Annotated in this window: 19 protein-coding genes and 4 pseudogenes; 6 read left to right on the top strand and 17 right to left on the bottom strand. The window is 56.9% G+C overall.

Annotated elements, in window-relative coordinates; all coding sequences use genetic code 11:
* Positions 1–64: 64 nt before the first annotated feature.
* From ACA044_RS17285 to ACA044_RS17265, 5 genes are all read right to left on the bottom strand, one after another.
* Complete coding sequence (locus ACA044_RS17285; RefSeq protein ID WP_077185744.1) at positions 65–250, bottom strand: ribbon-helix-helix protein; 186 nt, start codon at positions 248–250, stop codon at positions 65–67.
* 275 nt (positions 251–525) lie between these two features.
* Positions 526–969, bottom strand: a complete 444-nt coding sequence (locus ACA044_RS17280) for a DUF6691 family protein (protein WP_497442496.1) — start codon at positions 967–969, stop codon at positions 526–528.
* A gap of 2 nt (positions 970–971) precedes the next feature.
* The gene (locus ACA044_RS17275) at positions 972–1406 is read right to left on the bottom strand and encodes a YeeE/YedE family protein (RefSeq protein ID WP_497442495.1); all 435 of its coding nucleotides are present in this window, start codon (positions 1404–1406) and stop codon (positions 972–974) included.
* 74 nt (positions 1407–1480) lie between these two features.
* Positions 1481–1720: a hypothetical protein gene (locus ACA044_RS17270; RefSeq protein WP_497442494.1), complete on the bottom strand. Its 240-nt coding sequence runs from the start codon at positions 1718–1720 to the stop codon at positions 1481–1483.
* Between the two features lie 107 nt (positions 1721–1827).
* Complete coding sequence (locus tag ACA044_RS17265) at positions 1828–2754, bottom strand: universal stress protein (protein ID WP_497442493.1); 927 nt, start codon at positions 2752–2754, stop codon at positions 1828–1830.
* Positions 2755–3464: 710 nt separating this feature from the next.
* On the opposite strand from ACA044_RS17265, the pseudogene ACA044_RS17260 reads away from it, so the two are divergent.
* A pseudogene (locus ACA044_RS17260) lies at positions 3465–3965 on the top strand (universal stress protein); the annotation flags it as partial.
* A gap of 36 nt (positions 3966–4001) precedes the next feature.
* Here ACA044_RS17260 and ACA044_RS17255 read toward each other — a convergent pair.
* From ACA044_RS17255 to ACA044_RS17225, 7 genes are all read right to left on the bottom strand, one after another.
* Complete coding sequence (locus ACA044_RS17255; RefSeq protein WP_497442492.1) at positions 4002–4442, bottom strand: DUF411 domain-containing protein; 441 nt, start codon at positions 4440–4442, stop codon at positions 4002–4004.
* Positions 4443–4467: 25 nt separating this feature from the next.
* Positions 4468–4737, bottom strand: coding sequence for a heavy-metal-associated domain-containing protein (locus tag ACA044_RS17250; protein WP_497442491.1), 270 nt, complete (start codon positions 4735–4737; stop codon positions 4468–4470).
* Positions 4738–4851: 114 nt separating this feature from the next.
* Positions 4852–6933 (bottom strand): copper-transporting P-type ATPase, encoded by a 2082-nt coding sequence (locus tag ACA044_RS17245; protein ID WP_497447250.1) that lies wholly within the window; start codon positions 6931–6933, stop codon positions 4852–4854.
* A gap of 78 nt (positions 6934–7011) precedes the next feature.
* Positions 7012–7260 carry a DUF2933 domain-containing protein gene (locus ACA044_RS17240; protein WP_497447249.1) on the bottom strand — a complete coding sequence of 83 codons (249 nt, stop codon included), beginning with the start codon at positions 7258–7260 and terminating at the stop codon, positions 7012–7014.
* Positions 7261–7382: 122 nt separating this feature from the next.
* Entirely contained in the window at positions 7383–7784 is a 402-nt protein-coding gene (locus tag ACA044_RS17235; protein ID WP_497442490.1) for a hypothetical protein, read from the bottom strand.
* A gap of 100 nt (positions 7785–7884) precedes the next feature.
* Positions 7885–8277 carry a hypothetical protein gene (locus ACA044_RS17230; RefSeq protein ID WP_497442489.1) on the bottom strand — a complete coding sequence of 131 codons (393 nt, stop codon included), beginning with the start codon at positions 8275–8277 and terminating at the stop codon, positions 7885–7887.
* Positions 8278–8476: 199 nt separating this feature from the next.
* On the bottom strand, positions 8477–9043 hold the full coding sequence (locus ACA044_RS17225; RefSeq protein ID WP_497442488.1) for a GNAT family N-acetyltransferase: 567 nt from the start codon (positions 9041–9043) through the stop codon (positions 8477–8479).
* A 260-nt stretch (positions 9044–9303) separates the two neighbouring features.
* On the opposite strand from ACA044_RS17225, the pseudogene ACA044_RS17220 reads away from it, so the two are divergent.
* From ACA044_RS17220 to ACA044_RS17205, 4 genes and pseudogenes are all read left to right on the top strand, one after another.
* A pseudogene (locus tag ACA044_RS17220) lies at positions 9304–9603 on the top strand (universal stress protein); the annotation flags it as partial.
* Between the two features lie 230 nt (positions 9604–9833).
* Complete coding sequence (locus ACA044_RS17215) at positions 9834–12197, top strand: phosphoketolase family protein (RefSeq protein WP_497442487.1); 2364 nt, start codon at positions 9834–9836, stop codon at positions 12195–12197.
* A gap of 157 nt (positions 12198–12354) precedes the next feature.
* Positions 12355–13243: pseudogene (locus tag ACA044_RS17210) on the top strand (universal stress protein).
* 44 nt (positions 13244–13287) lie between these two features.
* Positions 13288–13581, top strand: coding sequence for a hypothetical protein (locus ACA044_RS17205; RefSeq protein ID WP_497442486.1), 294 nt, complete (start codon positions 13288–13290; stop codon positions 13579–13581).
* Here ACA044_RS17205 and ACA044_RS17200 read toward each other — a convergent pair.
* Positions 13496–16336 carry a cation-translocating P-type ATPase gene (locus tag ACA044_RS17200; RefSeq protein ID WP_497442485.1) on the bottom strand — a complete coding sequence of 947 codons (2841 nt, stop codon included), beginning with the start codon at positions 16334–16336 and terminating at the stop codon, positions 13496–13498. The two genes, ACA044_RS17205 and ACA044_RS17200, sit on opposite strands and share 86 nt — an antisense overlap.
* Before the next feature lie 28 nt (positions 16337–16364).
* A complete protein-coding gene (locus ACA044_RS17195; protein ID WP_497442484.1) occupies positions 16365–16790 on the bottom strand; it encodes a potassium channel family protein in 426 nt (141 codons plus the stop codon).
* Between the two features lie 145 nt (positions 16791–16935).
* Here ACA044_RS17195 and ACA044_RS17190 point away from each other — a divergent pair.
* A pseudogene (locus ACA044_RS17190) lies at positions 16936–17145 on the top strand (MBL fold metallo-hydrolase); the annotation flags it as partial.
* A gap of 485 nt (positions 17146–17630) precedes the next feature.
* On the opposite strand, the gene ACA044_RS17185 reads toward ACA044_RS17190, so the two are convergent.
* From ACA044_RS17185 to ACA044_RS17175, 3 genes are all read right to left on the bottom strand, one after another.
* Positions 17631–18089, bottom strand: coding sequence for a hemerythrin domain-containing protein (locus ACA044_RS17185; RefSeq protein ID WP_497442483.1), 459 nt, complete (start codon positions 18087–18089; stop codon positions 17631–17633).
* 324 nt (positions 18090–18413) lie between these two features.
* Positions 18414–19613 (bottom strand): acetate/propionate family kinase, encoded by a 1200-nt coding sequence (locus ACA044_RS17180; protein WP_497442482.1) that lies wholly within the window; start codon positions 19611–19613, stop codon positions 18414–18416.
* Complete coding sequence (locus ACA044_RS17175; RefSeq protein WP_497442481.1) at positions 19610–21031, bottom strand: bifunctional enoyl-CoA hydratase/phosphate acetyltransferase; 1422 nt, start codon at positions 21029–21031, stop codon at positions 19610–19612. The genes ACA044_RS17180 and ACA044_RS17175 overlap by 4 nt, the downstream gene beginning before the upstream one ends.
* Between the last annotated feature and the right edge of the window lie 14 nt (positions 21032–21045).

The raw sequence follows: 21045 nt of genomic DNA, 5'->3' as shown, positions 1-21045 counted from the left end.
GGTGCAGTAGGCTAAGAAGGAGCGATGAGCAGGCATTCGTCGTGCCCGCTCATGCGCAGACGAATCACTTACCATTGGCTGCAATTCTGCTTTTGGTCGAGTAGGACACGCCATGCGTCTCCAGGTAGTCCCGAATAAGCTGACGAACGACCTGAGAAGGCGTCAGATCCTGAGACGCACAAAGCTCCTCAAGTGCTTTTTTCTTGACGGGATCAATGAGCACAGTCAGTCGTGCAGTCTTATTTTCCATGATATTACCGGTACCCTAAATCGTTCGATGATAATCAAATTGTAATGGTGGGGGCTTTGTTTGTCACCGATTAGGTTCGTTTTAGCTGGCTGGATTAACTGTGGTCAACGAGTGGTGATGACATCCCTGCCAGGAATGGGTAATAGAACGGATAAATAGACGGGTAGTGAAGGGGCAGCTAATTATGGCTTCTCTCGAATCCTGGCAACAGCTGCGTTGATTTCTATTGCAGGCATGCCGACGCCGTATGACGTCACATTGAGGCGGGGGCCTCCTTATGGGGTTGCATTACCCAGGCTTGGCTTCCCGGTAAAGCGCTCAAGCACTTCGAAGAAGATCATCCCCGTCAACATGGCGCCAAGAAACACACCAGCCTGCCAGAATCCGGCACCTAGCCCAACGATTGCAGGTCCCGGGCAGATGCCGGCGATACCCCAGCCGGTGCCGAACGTCAGGCTTCCTGCGATCAAGCGTCGATCGAGTCCTCGCTTCTGAGGCAGCTGCATGACTTCGCCCAGCAAAGAGCACTTCTGCCGTTTTGCCCAACCGAATGGTAAGGCCGCTACGGTAATGGCACTGACCATCACCAGAGCCAGTGACGGGTCCCAGATCCCGGTCAGATCGAGAAACCCCAATACTTTGGCGGGATTTGCCATACCCGCGAGCAATAAGCCCAGTCCGAAAATCAATCCTGCGAGCAACGCAATCAGTGCACGCATAGTCAGCCCTCCAATACATGGCGAACGACGTAAACAGTGACGAATCCCGCTGTCATGAAGCTCAGCGTCGCCACCGTGGAGCGTAACGACAATCTGGAGATGCCGCACACGCCATGTCCGCTGGTACACCCTGATCCATAACGAGCACCGAGCCCTACCAGTAACCCTGCTGGCACCAGGCTGATCCAGCCATACTGAAACTCGATGATGGGGAGGGGGGCGAACAGCAGCCAGATCAGAGGGGCAATGAACAACCCGAGTAGAAATGCCGCCTTTTCCAAGCGGCCTTCATGACCTCGACTGAGTAAGCTACCCAGTAAACCGCTGATTCCGGCCACTCTCCCATTGAGTACAACAAAGAGCCCGGCGGCCAGGCCAATCAGAGACCCTCCGGCCAATGACTTCCAGGGGGTGAAATTGATCCAGTCGATGACCATTGAATTCTCCTGCGCAGGCATAGTGAGTGCCGATCATGGATAGCGGCAAGGGTCATGTAGCCAACAACCTTCGCTTATTGACTGATCTTATCCTTGGTACGCAACCATTCCTGCCTGGCTTGCCGATATTTTTCATCAGACTGTTTTTTGGCTTCAGAAAACCTTTGTAGGGTCTGAGTCGAAATCGGTTGCTCGCTCAAGAGCGCATAGGCTTGAGCGCTGAGTTGGTCTGCTTCAAAGAAGAGCTGATGGCTGCGATTGATCGATTCAGGATAGGCCGCATGTGGCGTTTTTTTTGATTCTTTCAGGGGCATGGCAGCAATCCTTCTAACAGGGCAGGGAAGTACTGGAAAACGGTACTTCGCTACTAAAATGTCGAGTTACGCAATCAGAAACAGGTGATGCGCAATTCCGGCATGATTCAAGCCTCGAGTTGTTCAGGAGAGACCACCAGCATGCTGCAAGGCATTTTGTAGAGCAGATGCTCTGCGGTGCTGCCGATGAGGCTGCCCAACCCACGACGGCTTACTCTGCCCATGACGATGACATCGACGTCATAGGCGTCGGCATAACTGGCCAGGACTTTGGCCGGATTGCCCATGATCAGATGCCGCTGCTCGGCCGGTATGCCGTTGCGCTCGGCCAGTGCGTTGAAAGCCTCGCCCTGGGCGTCGTACACGGTCTTGGCCATGGTCGAGGAGAAAAAGGTTGAACCGCTGCCAAAGCCGAACTCCGACGAGGTGATCGATGACAGGTCATAGGCGTACAACACCTCGACTTCGGCATTGCAACTCATTGCCAGTTTCACCGCTTCACGGATGATCCGATCGTTGAAATCCTGGTTCTGGTCAACGTGATGGAAGGGGTCTACTGCCGCGACGATTTTGCGCGGCAAGGCATGACGGACATTGCTCACGAAATGCAACGGCACAGAGCACTCACGCACCAAGTGCACATCGAGGGGTGTGAACATGATCCGCGTCAGCAGCGATTCGTGCTCCAGCGCCTTGATCAGCATGTCCATGGGCTGTTCTTTGAGGTGGATCAGGATTTCTTCCAGTGGACGTTCTACCCACACCGCCTCGGTGGTCACATCAACGCCGATTTTGCGCAGGGGCCTGGCCTGCTCCTCAAGCCATTGGCGGTGTCGCTCGACGTAGCCCAAGCGCATTTGCTCAAGCGCCTGCTCATTGACCAGGCCAGCTGTCGCCAGACCCTCGAGATAGTCAAAAGCCACGATGTGCAACGCTGCACCTTCGGCCTTGGCCAGCGCAGCAGCCCTGTCGAAGGCCGCGCTGTGCTGCATCAATGGCGAAGCCACCAGCATGAAGCGTTGTTGTCTGGACATGAAAAACCTCCCGTAGGGTAACAAAGAGACTCGGTCGTGCCTGGCAGCGACGGGTCATAGGTTTTTGGGCTGTTGCCCAATCGTGCCGCCAGCCGGGTTCATCTGTTTGATCTGTATCAATGTCGGGGGAGACCGCTGATGGTGTCCGACGTGTGGTCATTCAATGGGCGCCCAAAGCCCGGATTTTTGACCATGATCAACCTTTCCACCGTTATCCAGGTGCAGTCTGTATTCATGTATGAAACGTAACGCGCTGCTTTTTTTGGGGGGGCAGGAGAAACCGTCATACGCCGTAAGACATGTGCAATCTGTTAGCAAGGAGGCTGTTTTTCCATCCTCCGAATGGGGGCGTACAGAGGACTTGTGATGATCATTGAAATACATAAGCAGCATTCAAGGAATCGTTGGTCGGTGCATATGGACGCCTGGGAGGCGGGTTTCAATAGCCTTGGTGAAGCCGAGTCATTCGTCAGACTGCTCAAGGCGCGGATTGATGCGCCTCATGACTTGCCGGCCATACGCCAAACTGTAGCGACTGGGCACCTATCGTTTGGCATGTCATCCGGACCTCCAGCATCGCGACGTTTGCACGCAGACATTGCGCGATAAGCCCCACAGAGGGGCCAAGGCAGGCTCGATATGATCAAGGCCGATTCATGTCACCAGGCGCAACTTGAATGGACGAAATCATCAGCATTGCCAATGCTGCCGCGCCAGTGCATCTGGTGACGGAGGCCCGTAACCCGTTGCCTCAGAGGGTACTGGCCATCGTCGATGTATTGCGAAGCGAAGACCAGGACCTCAGATTTAACGATCAGATTATCGAAGCTGCGGTGAGGCTGGCTGAGCAATGCAATGCCCGGTTAGAGCTGCTGCATGCCTATGACTGGTCGGCGGTCTATGCGTCGGATATGGGCTTTGGTGTGTTGCCCGTCGCCACCGGCCTCGACCATATAATGGGGGAGACCGAGAAGGACGCCTTTGAGGCCTTGGCCGACCGACATGGTGTTCCACCGGATTGCCGCCATTTCATCGAGGGTGTACCAGTGCCGACCATTTGTGCGTTCGCCACGGAGCATCTGACGGACGTCATCGTCATGGGCACGGTTCAGCACAGTGGGCTGGACAAGCTCCTGGGCAGCACTGCCGAACACCTTCTGCATCGGGCGCCGTGCAGTGTATTGGCGATCAAGCCTGCGGGCGATGAATAAACGTACAGGCCATCTGGTCCGCCCCCGGCGTCATCGTCAGTTGCCAGGATAGTCGGCAATCACTTGATCGTTGCCAGTGTTAGTCAGGCCTATCACCTGATAGGCCTGTTTGGTCGAGTCATACTCCATGCCAGGCGAACCCGCTGGCATACCGGGCACCGCGATTCCAACGAGCTCGGGGTGGTTCTTCAGATCGAGGATCTGCGCCACTGGCACATGTCCTTCAACGAACTTTCCATCAATTACCGCGGTGTGGCAGGCACTCAGGCGCGGCGCAACGCCGAGGCGCTGCTTGACCTCGCTAACGTTCGATTCGGTGTGGTCGCGGACGTCGAAACCATTGGCTTCAAGATACTTGATCCATTCCTTGCAGCAGCCGCAGTTGGGGTCGTGGTAAACGTCGATGACTTCAGTGGCTTGCGCTGATCCGGTCATGAACAGCGCAGTGAGGACAGCGAAACGAAGCTTGGTAGTCATGGGTGTTCTCCCGTTCAAAAGAAGTTTACCGACAGCAGCAACCACTGCCTTTAGCACCACAACCTGCGGTTTTCTTCTCGCTCTGGGCGCCTTCCGAAGTCTGTGCTGGATAGCCGGCTTCCTGCAGGGCTGCAAGCAATGCATTGCTGTCCGGATCACCGTTGACCCTCACTCGTCCGGATTGCAAATCGACAGTTACTTCGCTGACTCCGTTGAGCGCGCGCAGCGCTTGGGTCACCTGTTTGACGCAAGAGCCACAGCTCATACCCTGGACTTGCAGTTCAACGCTGTTCATCAATGACTCCTCATAAGGAATTGATCGTAAAAGGGCCAATGTATACGGCTTTTCCGCGGCCCTGGCTTTATCCTCAACCTTGCCGCGACGGTAAGGTCAAGCAGCCTTTATCGCTCATTCAATTGAAACCTGGCGCAGGCGCAAGGCGTTGAACACCACCGACGCCGAGCTCACGCTCATGGCCAGTGCGGCAATCAGTGGCGACAGCAGGTGACCGGTAAGCGGGTAGAGCAAACCGGAGGCCAGCGGGATGCCCATGGCGTTGTATAGGAAGGCGAAGGTCAGGTTCTGGTGCATGTTTCTCACCGTTGCTACTGACAGGCTGCGAGCACGCAGGATGCCGAGCAGATCGCCCTTGACCAAAGTGACCTGAGCGCTGTTCATCGCCACGTCGGTGCCCGTGCCCATGGCGATACCCACATCGGCGCGCGCCAGTGCAGGGGCGTCATTGATCCCGTCGCCAGCCATCGCCACACGGTGTCCGGTCTGTTGCAGGGCCGCGACCAGGCGCTCTTTGTCTTGCGGTTTGACCTCGCCATGCACCTCCTCGATACCCAATTGACGAGCCACCGAACGGGCCGTTGTAAGGCCGTCGCCAGTGGCCATGATGACCTTGACGCCGTCCGCCTGCAGACGCTCGACTGCCAGCTTCGAGGTAGGCTTGATGGGATCGGCTACAGCCAACAAACCCGCCAGGACGCCATTGACCGCCAGGAACATGATGCTCGTGCCGTCACTGCGTAGCGTCTCGGCATGTGCCTGCAAGCTCTCGGTGGAGATGCCAGCCTCATGCATCAACACGGTATTGCCCAACTTCAGGCGACGCCCCTCGACCTGACCGCTTACGCCAATACCGGAGGCAGACTCGAAGGTTTCAGGTGTGCTCAGCGTCAGGCCCGCGGCGCGGGCCTGCTCGACGATGGCATGAGCCAACGGGTGTTCGCTACCCTGATCGAGGCACGCCGCCAGGCGCAGCACTTCGTCCTGAGTAAATCCAGGTGCAGCCTCGATGCTATGGAACGCTGGCCGACCCTCAGTGAGGGTGCCGGTCTTATCGACAATCAAGGTGTCTATCTTGCGCAGGTTCTCGATGGCGGCGGCATCGCGAAACAAGACGCCACTGCCGGCAGCCTTGCCGGTGGCGACCATTACCGACATCGGAGTCGCCAGTCCGAGGGCACAGGGACAGGCGATGATCAATACCGCTACGGAGTTGATCAGGCCAAATACCCAGCTTGGCTCGGGCCCCCACAGCCCCCAACCGACCAGCGTCAGTGCGGCGATGGCGATCACCACGATCACGAAGTAGCCGGCAATCACGTCGGCCAGACGTTGCATCGGCGCCTTTGAGCGTTGTGCCTGCACCACCATCTGCACGATTTGCGCGAGCAGGGTGGCCGATCCGACCTTCTGTGCCTGCATCAGCAGACTGCCATGGATGTTGAGGGTGGCGCCGATCAGCGCATCGCCGGCCCTCTTCATGATCGGTATGGGTTCACCGGTGAGCATCGACTCGTCCACAGCGCTTTCGCCTTGCAGCACCTGACCGTCGACGGGCACTTTTTCGCCCGGTCGCACGCGCAAGGTGTCGCCGCTATGTACGTGGGTCAGTGGGATGTCTTCTTCCGTGCCGTCGGCATTGACCCGTCGGGCGGTTTTGGGGGCCAGTCCGAGCAGCGACTTGATGGCGGCCGAGGTTTGCGAGCGAGCCTTGAGCTCGAGCATCTGGCCGAGCAGGGTCAGTGAGATGATCACCGCCGCCGCCTCGAAGTACACGCCGATTCGACCGTCCATCATGAAGGTGTCGGGGAATACGCCGGGGGCCAGGGTGGCGACAACGCTGTAAAGGTAGGCCGCTGCCGTGCCAAGACCTATCAGCGTCCACATGTTCGGACTGCGCTGAATCACCGAATACACGCCGCGCACATAAAATGGCCAGCCGGCCCAAAGCACCACGGGTGTGGCCAGTCCCAGTTCAATCCAGTTTTGTGTGGGACCGTGAAACAGCACCAGGGCATGACCGCCCATGGCCAGCGTGGTGACGATCACGGTCAGTGGTAATGTCCACCAGAAGCGCCGGGTAAAGCTCTTGAGTTCGGGGTTCTCTTCTTCCTCCAGTTCGGCAATCACCGGCTCCAGAGTCATGCCGCACTTGGGGCAGGTGCCGGGGCCGATCTGGCGAACTTCCGGATGCATGGGGCAGGTGTATTCAGCTGTAGCCGCTGACGGTTCTGCAGGTGTTTGATGGACCTGAAACTCAGTGCCGTGCATGAGTCAACTCCTGTTCTCGTCCTTGACTGAGCTCGCAGTTTCACCGTGATGGCGGTGACCACCGTGGTGGTGTCCGAACATATGCATCAGCGGGCACAACAGCAAAATCATGTAAGGCAACAGGCCCAGGATATGGCCATAGTGCTCCCTGGCCAGGTAGAACAATGCGATGACCAGCAGCATGCCCAGCGCTATGCCGGTTTTGCTTCTCCGGAATGTTGGAGAGCCGTTGGTCGAGTGCTGTGAACCCATCATGGTTTGGTACTCCTGGGGAGTGATCTCTAGGGCGTCGGACAGGATCAACGCGCGGCGGTTTTACCCTTGCCATTGGCTAAGGTAAAACCACCGTGGCATTGATTACAGGCTTGTCCGCATCAGTTGCTCATCGGCATCTTCATCATGCTCGACTGCTGATCCATCATTTTCATCATCATGTTCATCATTCCCATGCCCATACCGTCCTTGTTGCCGGACATGCCCATGCCATTACAGTTTTTATGCATCATGGCCATGCTGTCCTTCATCGTTTTCATGCTCTCCTGCATGGCGGCCTGTCGCTCGGCGGGGGTTTTGGCTGCTGCTACTTTATCGTGTGCAGCCTGCATTTTTTGCATCTGCTCGGTCATGGCTTCGTTCTGCATGGGGGTGGCTGGTGCGCTGGTTTGAGCGGGCGCGGTTGAGCTCTGTTCCTCCGGGTGGTGCTCGTCGACGGCCGAGGCCATGAGTGGGCTGCTCACTAGCAGGGTGGCGAGGATCAATTTCAATGAGGCATGCATGGCAATCTCCAAAGGGTGAGGACAACACAGGTAATACCAAGCCGCGCCAGGTTGGCGCCGCCAGTCAGTGCGGCCGGCATTCGGCGCGCAGAAAGTCTGTTTAATCGTTGAAACGAACGAAAGTCAGGCGTACGGGCGGCTTGGCGGGAGCCGGGCGCTGTAATGCAAGAAAGGCGAAAGCAGAGGGTTTGGTCGGATACAACAGCAACGCGGGGACCAGCAATAGAAATGCCCAGCTGGTGAGGTCAAGCACTGGAAGATGCAGCGATGGACTAATGGCAATAGCCGTATCGGCACAGTACTGAAGACAGCCGATAGTATGGGCATCGTGACCATCGTCGTGTTGCGAGGTGTTGAGTGAAACGTGGGGTGTAGCCGGATTATGGCTGGGTTGTGCCAGGCATCCTTGGCTCGCCGCCATGCCGAACGCTAACACCCACAGCACGATGGCGAGGCGCATGAACGCAGCTTGATGATGGCGAAACCAGAACATGGAGCTTCCCCGGCAACCCAATAAACGGGATTTGTTTTTTCAACCTTCAGCACACCGAAGTGCCATGATTGATTCATCTCAAGTCAAGCGTAGTCAGTTCTCAGGGTCGGGTGTTGCCAATTCCCTGAAACTGTTCATCAATCCTCCTCCAAAGGGCCTGACTCAGGCCCTTTGAGATGCGCGCTTTACCGTCCGGCACTCAAAGCTGTAGGCGGTAAATAACCTGGGTGGCATTGTCGAGATCGCGGTGACATTCAAAACCGAGAAAGCGCGCCAGCTCGCGCATGTGAGTATTGGAAGCGGAGTCAATGGAATACATCTGGCGGAAGCCGTTTTGGCGGGCGGCAGTGATCAGATGGCGCATCAAGGCAACCCCAAGCCCCAGATGCTGCCACTCGTCGGCGACCGTGACCGCGCATTCGCATTGATGCTCTTCGGTGCCGGCAGCATAGCGACTGACGCCAATTTCGATCAGATCACCGTTTTCATGAACCAGGGCGATGTACGCCATGCGTTCCCGGTAATCGACGTCCATCATTTGGTCGAGCAGCGCCGTGCCGGGTTCGTTCATGGCTTCGAGAAAGCGCAAATGCCGTGACTCGCTGGACAGGCGCTTGATGAAGTTATATTCGCGCTCGCGGTCTTGCGCCGACAACGGCCTGATCAGCACATGCCTGCCGTCCGAGAGTGATTCAATCCAGTGTTCACCCGGCACCGCAGCATAAGCGACGGCAGCCCGAGTGTTTTGCTCTTCGATAGTAGACATGGTGCGATCTCCATCAAGCGTAAGGGGGGCACGTGCAGCAAAACAGTCCACGCGGTTGATGATGTTGTACACCTCTGATCGGGGCTGAATTTGATCTGGATCAGATGTCCCGCAAGCCGCACCTGAACCGCATAAGTTTGATGTAAATCAAACCGGCAGGTGGGTGGTTGGGCGCAGCATTAAAATTATGTGGTGCCGGCCGATTCAATGCGGTCAGCCTGTTCTAATCGCTCCCGGCGATACCCGAGCCGAGGTGTGTGATGGGGCAATATCAACGTTTATTGCTGATTGTCGATCAAACCTTGCTTCAGTCTGCGGCGATGCTACGCGCTGCTGCGCTGGCCAAGGTTTCCGGGGCCGCCTTGCACCTTTGTGCCTTTGTCGAGCCACTGCCACGAATCCATGTGTGGGAGGGGGAACCGGACGAAGCGGCAAACCAGCGTTACTTGCAGCGGTATCGCCAATGGCTGTTGGACGAAGCCCGACGGCTGGGCAGCCAAGGGCTTGAGGTGACCACTGAAGTGGTCTGGACCACCCATCCGCTGTTGGACATGCACCGTGCATCGCGTGGGGATCGACAGACTACTCGGCAGTACCACGGAACGCGCATTGTATTCGGTACCCGGCAGCATTCTGGCCATCAGGCCGTTGCACTAGCGCCAATAGTGATGCGAGGTCGGCGGGGGCATGAACCGATGCTCCTGGCGTCAGGACAATTGCCCCCTTTGGTGCGCAAATCAACGCGCCATCCAGCGGTAGCCAAGGTTCCGAATCCATTCTGGAGGATTTCATGAGTGATTTTCTGAGTGCTGAACAGTTGGAAAGCATCGATACCTACTGGCGGGCTTCCAATTACCTTGCCGTGGGCCAGATTTACCTCAAGGAAAACCCATTGCTGCGCACGCCCCTCAAACTGGAGCACATAAAGCCGCGACTGCTGGGCCATTGGGGGACGACGCCGGGACTGAACCTGATTTACGTTCACCTCAATCGGCTGATCAAAACCTACGACCTGAACATGCTCTTCATCACCGGTCCCGGCCATGGTGGTCCGGCGATTGTGGCTCAGAGCTACCTGGAAGGGACTTACACGCAATTCGATCCTTCAGTGGAGCAGAACGTGAATGGGCTGACCCGGCTCTTTCGACAATTTTCCTGGCCTTACGGGCTCTCCAGCCACGTATCGGCGCAGATTCCCGGGTCGATACACGAAGGTGGCGAGCTGGGCTATTCATTGGCCCACGCCTATGGGGCTGCGTTCGATAACCCGGATCTGATCGTTGCCTGCGTGATCGGCGACGGCGAGGCCGAAACAGGCACATTGGCCGCCAGCTGGCACTCCAACAAATTTCTCAATCCGGAACGTGACGGGGCCGTGCTGCCCATTCTCCATCTTAACGGCTACAAGATCGCCAATCCGACGGTGCTGTCCAGAATCAGCGAGGATGAGCTGTCGGCGCTGATGTATGGCTATGGGTACGACCCCTATTTTGTCGAGGGAGACGATCCCGATCAGGTCCATCAACTGCTGGCCAGAACCCTGGATACGATACTGCTGCAGATTCGCGAGATTCAGCGCGTCGCGCGAAACCGTTCACGGACCCATGAGCTGGAGCGTCCGCTTTGGCCGATGCTGGTATTGCGTACGCCAAAGGGCTGGACGGGCCCGAAATTCGTTGATGGCAAACAGGTTGAAGGTACCTGGCGTGCGCATCAGGTACCCCTCAGCGACTTCCAGCAACCGCTTCATCTGCAGCAGTTGGAACAATGGCTCAACAGCTACCGGCCTCATGAGTTGTTCGACGCCAATGGCACTTTGCTGCCCGCAATTGCTGCGCTGGCGCCAACCGGGCATCGGCGTATGGGCGCTAACCCCCATGGCAATGGTGGCCTGCTGTTGCAGCCGCTGGACCTCCCCAGGTTTGCCGATTACGCAGTGGAACTCCCCGCTCCGGGTTGCCTGCGTGCGGAGGCAACCAGGGTATTAGGCGGTTTGCTCAGAGATGTCATGAAGAACAACCTGCAACAGCGCAATTTTCGCGTGTTCGGCCCGGACGAAACGGCCTCCAACCGTCTCGATGCCATTTATGAGGTCAGCGCAAAAGCATGGATGGGCGCCCGGGAAAGTGACGATGTCAATCTGGCCGCCGACGGTCGGGTGATGGAGATTCTCAGTGAACAGGTGTGTGAGGGCTGGCTTGAGGGTTATTTGTTGACCGGTCGCCATGGGCTATTTTCCTGCTATGAAGCCTTCATTCACATCGTTGATTCGATGTTCAATCAGCATGCAAAATGGCTGAAAACCGCCGCTGAAGTCCCGTGGCGCAAACCGATTGCCTCGCTCAACTACTTGCTCACGTCCCATGTCTGGCGTCAGGATCACAATGGCTTTTCCCATCAGGATCCAGGGTTCATCGACCATGTTGCGAACAAGAAATCCGACGTGGTTCGTATCTATCTGCCTCCCGATGCTAATTGCCTGCTGTCAGTGACTGACCATTGCTTGAGAAGTCGCGACTACATCAACGTCATTGTCGCCGGCAAACAGCCTGAATGGCAGTGGCTGGATATCGATTCGGCCATCCGTCACTGCATGGCCGGGATTGGTCGTTGGGCCTGGGCCTGCCATAACGATGAGGACCCGGACGTGGTGATGGCGTGCGCGGGGGATGTTCCGACGCTGGAAACACTCGCCGCCGTGACATTGCTGCGCGAGTACGTGCCGGATATCCGGATCAGGGTCGTCAACGTCGTGGACCTGATGGTGTTGCAGCCCTCATTTCAGCATCCTCATGGGCTGCAGGACCGTGCGTTCGATGAACTGTTCACCGTCGACAAACCAGTGATTTTCGCGTTCCACGGATATCCGGCGCTCATTCACAAACTGGTCTATAAACGAAGTAATCACGCTAATTTTCATGTCCGGGGATTCAAGGAGGAGGGAGCAACCACGACACCGTTTGACATGGTGGTGATCAATAACCTTGATCGTTATCAGCTGGCACTGGACGTCATTCAACGGGTTCCCCGCCTGCAAGGCCAGGTTGCAACAGCCACGGCGCGGTACTGGGAAACGATGGAGAAACACAAGCTCTACATCATCGAGCATGGGCAGGACATGCCCGAGGTTCTGCAGTGGCGCTGGACGTCTTGAAAGTCCTACGCAGGGATTTGACATAAATCAACGCCAAGGAGATTCCAAGGGAGGAGTCTGGGTCAACGCTGGTACTCAACCCAGCGAGGACGCGACGGCTGACCATCGGTAAGGGGCAGCTGCAGGCGTCGAAGCCCAACCTTTCTGGAGTCAGATCATGGGCCAGTATCAACGGTTATTGCTGATCATCAACCCGGCCCTGCGCCATTCCCCTGCGATACACCATGCTGCTGAGCTGGCCAAGGTCAGCGGGGCGAGTTTACACATTGCGGCGTTATTACCATCGCTGGATGTTCTCTCACTGCTCGAACAAGGCGACCGGGACAAGGCTCGGGAGAGTTACCTGCAGGACCATCGCGAGTGGCTCAAGGAGCAAGCGCAAAGTATGCGTAGCAGGAGTATCAACGTGACAACCGAGGTGGCATGGGCCGATGACGTGCAGCAGGAAATCCTTCAGCACGTCACGGAAATGCAGCCCGATCTGCTGATCAAGGAAGTACAGCATGAACCCGTGCTCAAGCGCGCGTTCATCACGCCTACGGATTGGCGCTTGTTGCGCCACTGCCCGGTACCAGATTTATCTGGTCGGTGCGAGCGGTCATGCCTTGCCGCGCAAGGTAGTGGCAGCCGTTGACGCTTCAGATACGAAGTTGCAAGACAGCGAGCTGAATGACCGGATCATCAAGCAGGCTTCCAGCCTCGCGCTGCAGTGTGAGGCCGAGCTGCATCTGCTGTACGCCTGTGACATTTCGGCAGCCTGGCTGGCTGATCTGGGCGGCGGTCTGACGCTGGCGGAACTTACCCGGGAACTGCGCAGGGACCTGGAAAAATCGTTTATTAAGTTGGCCGGTCGGTTTGGAGTGCCTTCTGACCGTCGACATTTCATTATGGGTCAACCGGTTTCGGCGCTGAGCGAGTTCGCCAACGAGAATCAAGTGGATGTGATCGTGATGGGCAGAGTCCAATCCCACGGGCTGCAAAAGCTTGTCGGCAGCACGACCGAGCATATTCTGTATCAGGTGCCCTGCAGCGTTCTGGCGGTCTAGGTTCGGGCCGCGATTGAGTCGGAACCATTGGTGAGGGACATGTGATGCACGTCGTGCCAAGCATATGTACGTTCTGTGGGGGTGGTTGCGGTCTTGGGCTGCGGGTAGAGGGTGACCGGGTCATCGGTGTTGAACCCCAGCCCGGACATCCGGTCAGCCAAGGCCAACTGTGCTCCCAGGGATGGGCCGCCAGCTCGTCGAGTGCTCGGGTTCTGTTGAGCAGCAAGGTATTCAATAAAGGGAATTCAGGTTCTATTTTTGGGCAACGGATGTGTCGGGACAGACAGCTCTGTCATGTGCATCACTGCGGCGTAACCAGGCTTTGCGTAGCTCGCTGAACCACAAGACGACACTGCCAAGTGCCAGGCACAGGCCCCATTGTCCAAGGGTCAGCGGAACGGTGTCGAAGGCCACATTCAACAGTGGCCACTCTACAACAGCCACTTGCAAGGCAACCCCCAGCCCGATCGAAGCCCATAACCAGCGATTATCAAACAGTCCTCGAAATGCGCTGGTTGACTCAGCGCGTGCATTGAAGGCATTGAACAGTTGTGCCAGCACCAGCACCGTAAAGGCGGCACTGCGTGATGTTTCAATACTCTGTTCGCCAGCAAACCAGCCACCCGGTAACAGCAAGTCCATTGTCAGCAGAGTAGCGAACGCCATCACCAGGCCAATCTGAATCACACCAAACCACATGCGCGCATCAATCACCCGTTCAGAGGGGCGGCGAGGCCGGCGAGCCATGACATCGTCACTCTGGGGATCAATACCTATCGCCAGCGCCGGTGCCGCGTCTGTTATCAGATTGATCCACAGTATTTGGGTGGCCAACAACGGCAACACCAAATTGCCATTTCCATCGATCAGGCCCAGGGTTCCGGCGCCGATAACCGCCAGGAACACGGTCAGTACCTCCCCCATGTTTGACGACAGCAAATAGCGCAAGCACTTGCGGATGTTATCCAGAATGGCGCGGCCCTCACGGACGGCCACCACGATTGTCGCAAAATTATCGTCGGCCAAAATCATCTTGCTGGCTTCTTTGGTGACCTCCGTCCCGGTGAGCCCCATGGCGATGCCGATATCAGCCGCCTTGAGTGCTGGGGCATCATTCACGCCATCGCCTGTCATCGCAACGACATGGCCTTGTGCCTGAAGGGCGTCGACAATCCGCAGTTTATGTACGGGGGCTACACGGGCATAAACGGAGGTAGTACGAATGGCTTCGGCCAGTGCGGTATCGTCGAGTTCGTCAATAGTGGCGCCGGTCAATACTCCGGCGCCGGCCTCGATAATGCCCAGGTCGGTCGCAATGCGTGAAGCGGTGCGTGGATGATCGCCAGTAATCATGATCACGCGGATACCGGCCCGTCGTGCATCCTGAATCGCGGGTGCGACCTCCTCACGTGGCGGATCGGAAATGCCTACAGTCCCGATAAAAATCAGCTCTTGTTCGAGAGTTTCTCCGGTCTGAGCCGTTTCTTGCGCGGTCAACGGTCGATAGGCCACCGACAACGTCCGCATGGCGGCATCCGTGAGTTCGTTCACATCAGCCAACGCCCGATTTCGAATGACGTCTGTCAATGGCAGTACATCCATACCGACCTGTACCCTGGTGCAGTGATGCAGTAATACGTCAGGTGCGCCTTTGCTAATGAGCAGGTGCTCACCGCCGTGCCCATGGTCGATGACCTGCACCGACATCATCTTGCGCTCGGAGGAGAAGGGGATTTGACCTACCCGCTCGAATTGCCGGGTACTACGCAGTTCTGCGGCAAGCTTGCGTTCGGCTACCACAAAGGCCGCTTCGGTGGGGTCGCCGTGAATGGTCCAGCTACCGTCGCTTTCCTGCTGGAGCCCGGCATTCCCGGCCAGGCTGCCACCTCTGAGCAGAAGAAGCTGTTCAGTGTGTAGCGGGCCGCTGGTCAATGGTTTGTCTTGATGCTGCACTTGACCATCGGGAGCATAGCCCACCCCTGTGACTGTGCTGCTGCCTGAGGCGGTCATGGCGCGCTGAATGGTCATTTCGGAACGCGTCAGGGTGCCAGTCTTGTCTGAGCAAATCACGGTGGCCGATCCAAGGGTCTCGACCGACGAGAGCTTCTTGATAATTGCTTTTTGTTTCGCCATGCGCTGCATTCCGATCGCCAATACAAGGGACAGAATAGCGGGAAGGCCCTCTGGAACGGCTGCCACAGCCAGTGACACGCCCAGTAGCAATACAGGCACTGCATCGGCGGCAGTACGAATTTCAGTGATCAACAGGACGATCATTGCCACAGATGCTGCGATCAAGACAACCGCCAGAGCTAATCTTCTTCCGATTTGCCGAACCTCTTTTTGAAGCGGCGTAGCTTCATCGGGTGTGGCACTGAGTAGCTGAGCGATGGCCCCCATTTCCGTCGCCATGCCGATGGCCGTCACTATTCCCAGGCCGGAACCCTGAGTCACCGCCGTGCCTTTGAATACCATATTGCGCCGCTCTGCCAGCGGGGCAGGCTCGGCAAGTGGGGAGGTATTTTTGAATACCGACTCGCTCTCGCCGGTTAGCGAGGCCTCTTGCAAGCGCAGTTCATTGGCTTCAACCAGACGTGCGTCAGCTCCGACACTGTCACCTTCCGACAACACCAACACATCGCCACGTACCAACGCGCTGCCGGGAATACGCAGCAGCCTGCCATCGCGTATCACGCTGGAGGTCGTGACCGTCAGCTCTGCCAGCATGGCGGCCGCCTGTAGCGAGCGGGACTCCTGGACAAAACCTATTAGCGCGTTCAACACCATAATGACCAGAATGACCAAAGCGTCTACGGGCCAGCCCTGATAACCATCCAGAGCCCAGATGGTGAGCGTGATGGCTACCGCTGCCAGCAACAGATAAACCAGCGGGTCCTGGAATTGGGTCAAAAAGAGCCGCCATGCCGGGCGGGGTGGTTGGGTCTGTATTTCATTTGGGCCATCCTGTGCCAAACGTATTTGTACATCGCTGGACGACAACCCTTGCTTGATATCCACACCCGACTGACGCAGCAGCGTAACCGCATCCAGTTGGGAAGGAGGCAAGGCGTAGGCAGATACGGCTTCAGTCATCAGTCATTCAACCTGTCAGCGAAACGGATCATTTGATTTTCCAGTACTTCTGCATTTCGACGAATAGAAATGACGCGGTCCAGGAGATGAGCACCAGACCGGTCAGCGCTTGCAGTCCGGTCAGGTACTTGAGGTTGCCAATGGGCGAGATATCGCCAAAACCGATGGTCGTATAGGTGGTAAAGGAAAAGTACACACAGTCCATGAATGAGCCGTCGAAGCTGCCCTGCAAACTGCCCCACTGGCCAGCGCGGATCATCAGGTAATAGGCCAGCGCGAAACACCAGACTTCGACTGCATGGGCCATCAGTGCCCCGAATACCCCCACAACCATTCTGAATCGGCTCCAGGCTTTCAGCTTGGGCAGCCATTCATTCAGGCGCATCAAGCATTCGTAATGAATGATCACCGCGATCACCACCACCAGCGTATTGATTAAGGTAATCGAAAGCATGGGGAGCCTCGAACGTCCAGGAGTGCACTGCCAGCATGAAACGCGCAGCCAGGTTGCACCAACAATAGACCCTACGGAGCCTGACAGTACGTTATGGGTACTGGCTTTATGATCTATATCAATGGCAGGTTGACGGGATAGGCCATTGCGCCATGGGATCACTCTGGTCCCTTCATTTGCGGTCGGTCGTGCGCAATTACTGATGTACCACCTGAAACATAAACAGGCGATTCCCGATCTGCCGGCCTACCTCAACAGCCCTATGGCGACCGATGTGACCCGGTTGTATCAACGCTTTCGCAGCGAACATCGACTCTCCCAGGAGGAGTGTGAAGGGATGTGGCACGTCGCGCATATTAGAGCTTGCCGCTCAGTAGGTCGCTGGAACTGTCAATAGGCCCTTTGCCCGGCTCGAACACCTGATCTCAATTTCGACGTGAAAGGACAGACAGGACTTGATCTGGATCAGGTCAGTGTTAATCAGCGGAGCAAGCGCAGAACGCCTGTCAAGGGAGCGTGAATTATTCAGGGGCGTGTCGATGACAGCCGGCAACCAATTGCTTGATAGCATGAAGTTAAAGTCCTATTAAAACAGGCAGGCATTGGGATTGTTGTTTGCACCGGCTGTTTTTTCTTGCCTGGATTGGGAATTATCACGTTAGCAGGACTCAAGGCTGACAAATTCCTGTTGATGATTTATGGCATCCGCGGATGCCCATGCAGTGTTAACAAGAACGACATAGAAGCTCGGGGTGATTCACCTGGCATCCACGCAATTACTTTGTGGATTCGAGTATTAAGTAGCAGCCCAATCCTGAAGAAAGACGGTAAGAACTCCGATTAATGCCACTGACGCTTTATTTCCTGCCACTGGATGTCTGACAGCCACTTATCTGCCACCGGAAAGAAAATGTTCTCCTCAGCATCCATATGGTCGTAGTATTTCTTGATGAAGTCATCGATGGCGTCAGCAATCACTCTCATCTCCTGTGTTGAGTCCTCCAACATCTTGAGCTGTCCAGCAATGCGCTCAAATGCCTGATGATCTCGCTCGATATCCTTGACCCGTTGGTGGATCGGTGCTTCAGTCGCTAGCAAGGCCCGCCGAATAAGCTCTTCATTTTCATGGTGGTGTCGCTCTGCATCACCATGCAAGGCTTCCAGCACCTTAAACAACAGCTTGCAGTCATCGGCACCAGCGGATTCATGCCTCACCTTCCCCAGCAATCCTTTGATCTGAGTAATTTTGATAGCCACCTCATGATGATAGGTGTGCAGTTCTTTCAACAAGACGTTCATATCAAATCCTTACTACTACACCAAACCATCACAGGAAATTATTATTAAACCACCACCTTCAGGAATAGCCATGCATATCAATTCCCATAACTTTTAATACCTCCCTCCACAAGCGATCATCAGCGCGTATATTTAACTTCTTAGTATAGCCGGGCGCAAAAATTTCGCCCTGGGAAATTGGTCGCCTTTGGATAAATTTGAAATATCAAGTGAATGTTAATATGCGCTATTTGATCTACTTAAGGAGACCCTGCAAAAATAGCCAGCCGACCCCCAAGGCAGCGTGCTGCACCGGGTCAAGCGCTAGATCGAATACGAACGAATTCATCCTGGCTCGGTCAGCCTGTGAGCATCGAGCGCTGTGACCCATTCTTCGTTGGTGGGCTCGATCACCACCTTGACTCGGCTGGCGGGGGTCGAGATCACGGTGGCATTGGCCTGGTTAGCGGTTTCGTCCAGTTCGATGCCCAGATACTGCAGGCCTGAGCACATTCGGGAGCGAATCGCCGCGTTGTGTTCGCCAATACCTGCCGTGAACACCAGCATGTCCAGGCCACCCAGGGCCGCGACAAGGGCACCGGCTTCGTGGATGAAACGGCGCAGGTACAACGCAAGGGCCATGGCCGCGCGTGGCTCGGCTGCTTCGACTTCGAGCAATACGCGCGGGTCGCTGGAAATGCCGGAAATCCCAAGCAGCCCGGACTCGTGATACAGGATGCGGCTGACCTGCTCCAGGCTCAGTTTCCAGATTTCCATCAGGAAAATCACCGCGCCAGGGTCCATCGCTCCGCAGCGGGTGCCCATCATCAAGCCATCCAGCGCTGAGAAACCCATGGTGGTGGCGACGCTTTTCAAATCCCGCATGCCGCACAGGCTGGCGCCGCTGCCCAGGTGCGCGACCAGCGTCCGGCCACGAGCCTGATCGCCATAACGCTCTGCCAGGGCAATGGATTGGTAGCAATAGGAAAGTCCGTGAAACCCATAACGACGCAGGCCGTTTTCCCAGGCCGACCAGGGCAGCGGCAGGATTTTCTCCACGTCCGGCAGGGTCTGGTGGAATGCGGTATCGAAACACACCACTTGTGGCAGGTCGGGACGGGTTTGCAGCAGGGTTTCGATGGCTTCCAGGGCGAAGGGCTGATGCAGAGGGGCTAGGGGGATGTAGCTTTTAAGGTCGGCCAGCACCTGCGCATCGATCAACATCGGTTTTGAATATTTCATCCCTCCATGCACGACGCGGTGGGCGACGGCCCTGATCGAGCGACCGCCCAGCTGAGTTCGCACCCGCTCACGAATATGCCCAAGGGCATCGTGATAGGGCTGCTTTTCATCGAGGGCCAGTGGCTGATCGTCGCCGCCGTTTTCGCTGACCACCGGGTTTTGCCCCGTGATGCCGTCGACCTTGCCGCGCCACAGTGGTGTGCGAGCCAAAGGGCTGCAGGTTGCGTCGAACAGGGCGAACTTGATGCTCGACGAACCTGCATTGAGGACCAGAATCACTTCACCGTTTTCCGCGTCGTTCATGGCGGCGTTACCCGATAGTGATGGGCGACCAGCGCGGCGATGGCACAGGACGCGATGCGCGCTTCCCGGGAGTCGGCGCGGCTGGTCAAGACAATCGGCACCTTGGCGCCGAGCACGATACCGGCGCTGGAGGCACCGCCCAGGTATTCCAGTTGCTTGACGAGCATATTGCCGCTTTCCAGATCAGGCACGACGAGAATGTCGGCTTTTCCAGACACCGGTGAGTGAATGCCCTTGATACGCGCCGCTGCCAGGGAGATGGCATTGTCGAACGCCAGCGGCCCGTCAAGGACCGCGCCAGTGATCTGGCCACGATCAGCCATTTTGCACAGCGCTGCTGCATCGAGGGTGGCGGGCATGTTGGCGTTCACCGTTTCCACCGCAGCGAGGATCGCCACATGAGGATTGCTCACGCCCAGGATATGCGCCAGATCGATGGCGTTGCGCACGATGTCCACTTTGTCGACCAGGGCCGGCACGATGTTGATCGCTGCATCGGTGATGATGAAAGGGCGCGGATAAAAAGGCGTCTGCATCACGAAGCAGTGGGTGATCCGCCGCTTGGTGCGCAGTTGCGCCGCCGCCGGCACCACGGCGGACATCAATTCGTCGGTGTGCAGGCTGCCTTTCATCAAGGCTTCGACCTGACCATCGCGGGCCATTTGCGCGCCACGCAGGGCGGCGGCGTGGCTGTGAGGCACGTCTTCGATGGTAAGACCGCCAAGGTCGTGGTTGCCCTTGGCCGCCAACGCTTGGAGTCTGGCTCTTGGACCAATCAGGATCGGATCGATCAACCCTGTATCGCGGGCATCGAGGGCAGCCTCGAAACTCACTTCGTCGCAAGGATGCACCACCGCAACGCGGATCGGTTCCAGCGTCTGACAGACTTGCAACAAGCGATTCAGACCGTCGGCGCTGTGGCGCAGTTCGATGCCCGGCAGGCTGACCCGATGCACATCGATATGTTCGTTGGCCGCGTGTACCAGGGATTCGCCTTCCAGTACCACCATGCCTTCCTGATTGGTGCCAGTGCAGGCCAACGTGAGCCGATGCCGTGCGTCGTCGCGAGCGGTGACAACCACGGAGACCGTAAGTGTGTCGCCGATTCGTACCGGGGCGAGGAACTTGAGGGTTTGCCCCAGGGACACCGAACCCGGCCCCGGCAGCCGCGTGCCGATCAACGCTGAAATCAATGCTCCCCCCCACATGCCATGGGCGAACACTGTGTTGAAGTGGGTGGTGGCGGCGAACTCCGGATCGACGTACAGCGGGTTCACATCACCGGAGACCAGTGCGAACAGCTGAATGTCCTGAGCCGTCAGGGTACGTTCCAGAGAGGCCGACTCGCCGATGACGATCTCCTCGAAGGAGCGGTTATGTATTCGTTCCAGATCGTTGATAGACGTGGAGCTGGTCATGGGTTTGATCCTGA

The sequence above is a fragment of the Pseudomonas sp. LBUM1673 genome (assembly GCF_059695645.1).
Note: the sequence above shows the minus strand (reverse complement) of the source record. Positions and strands in the feature narration are given on the sequence as shown.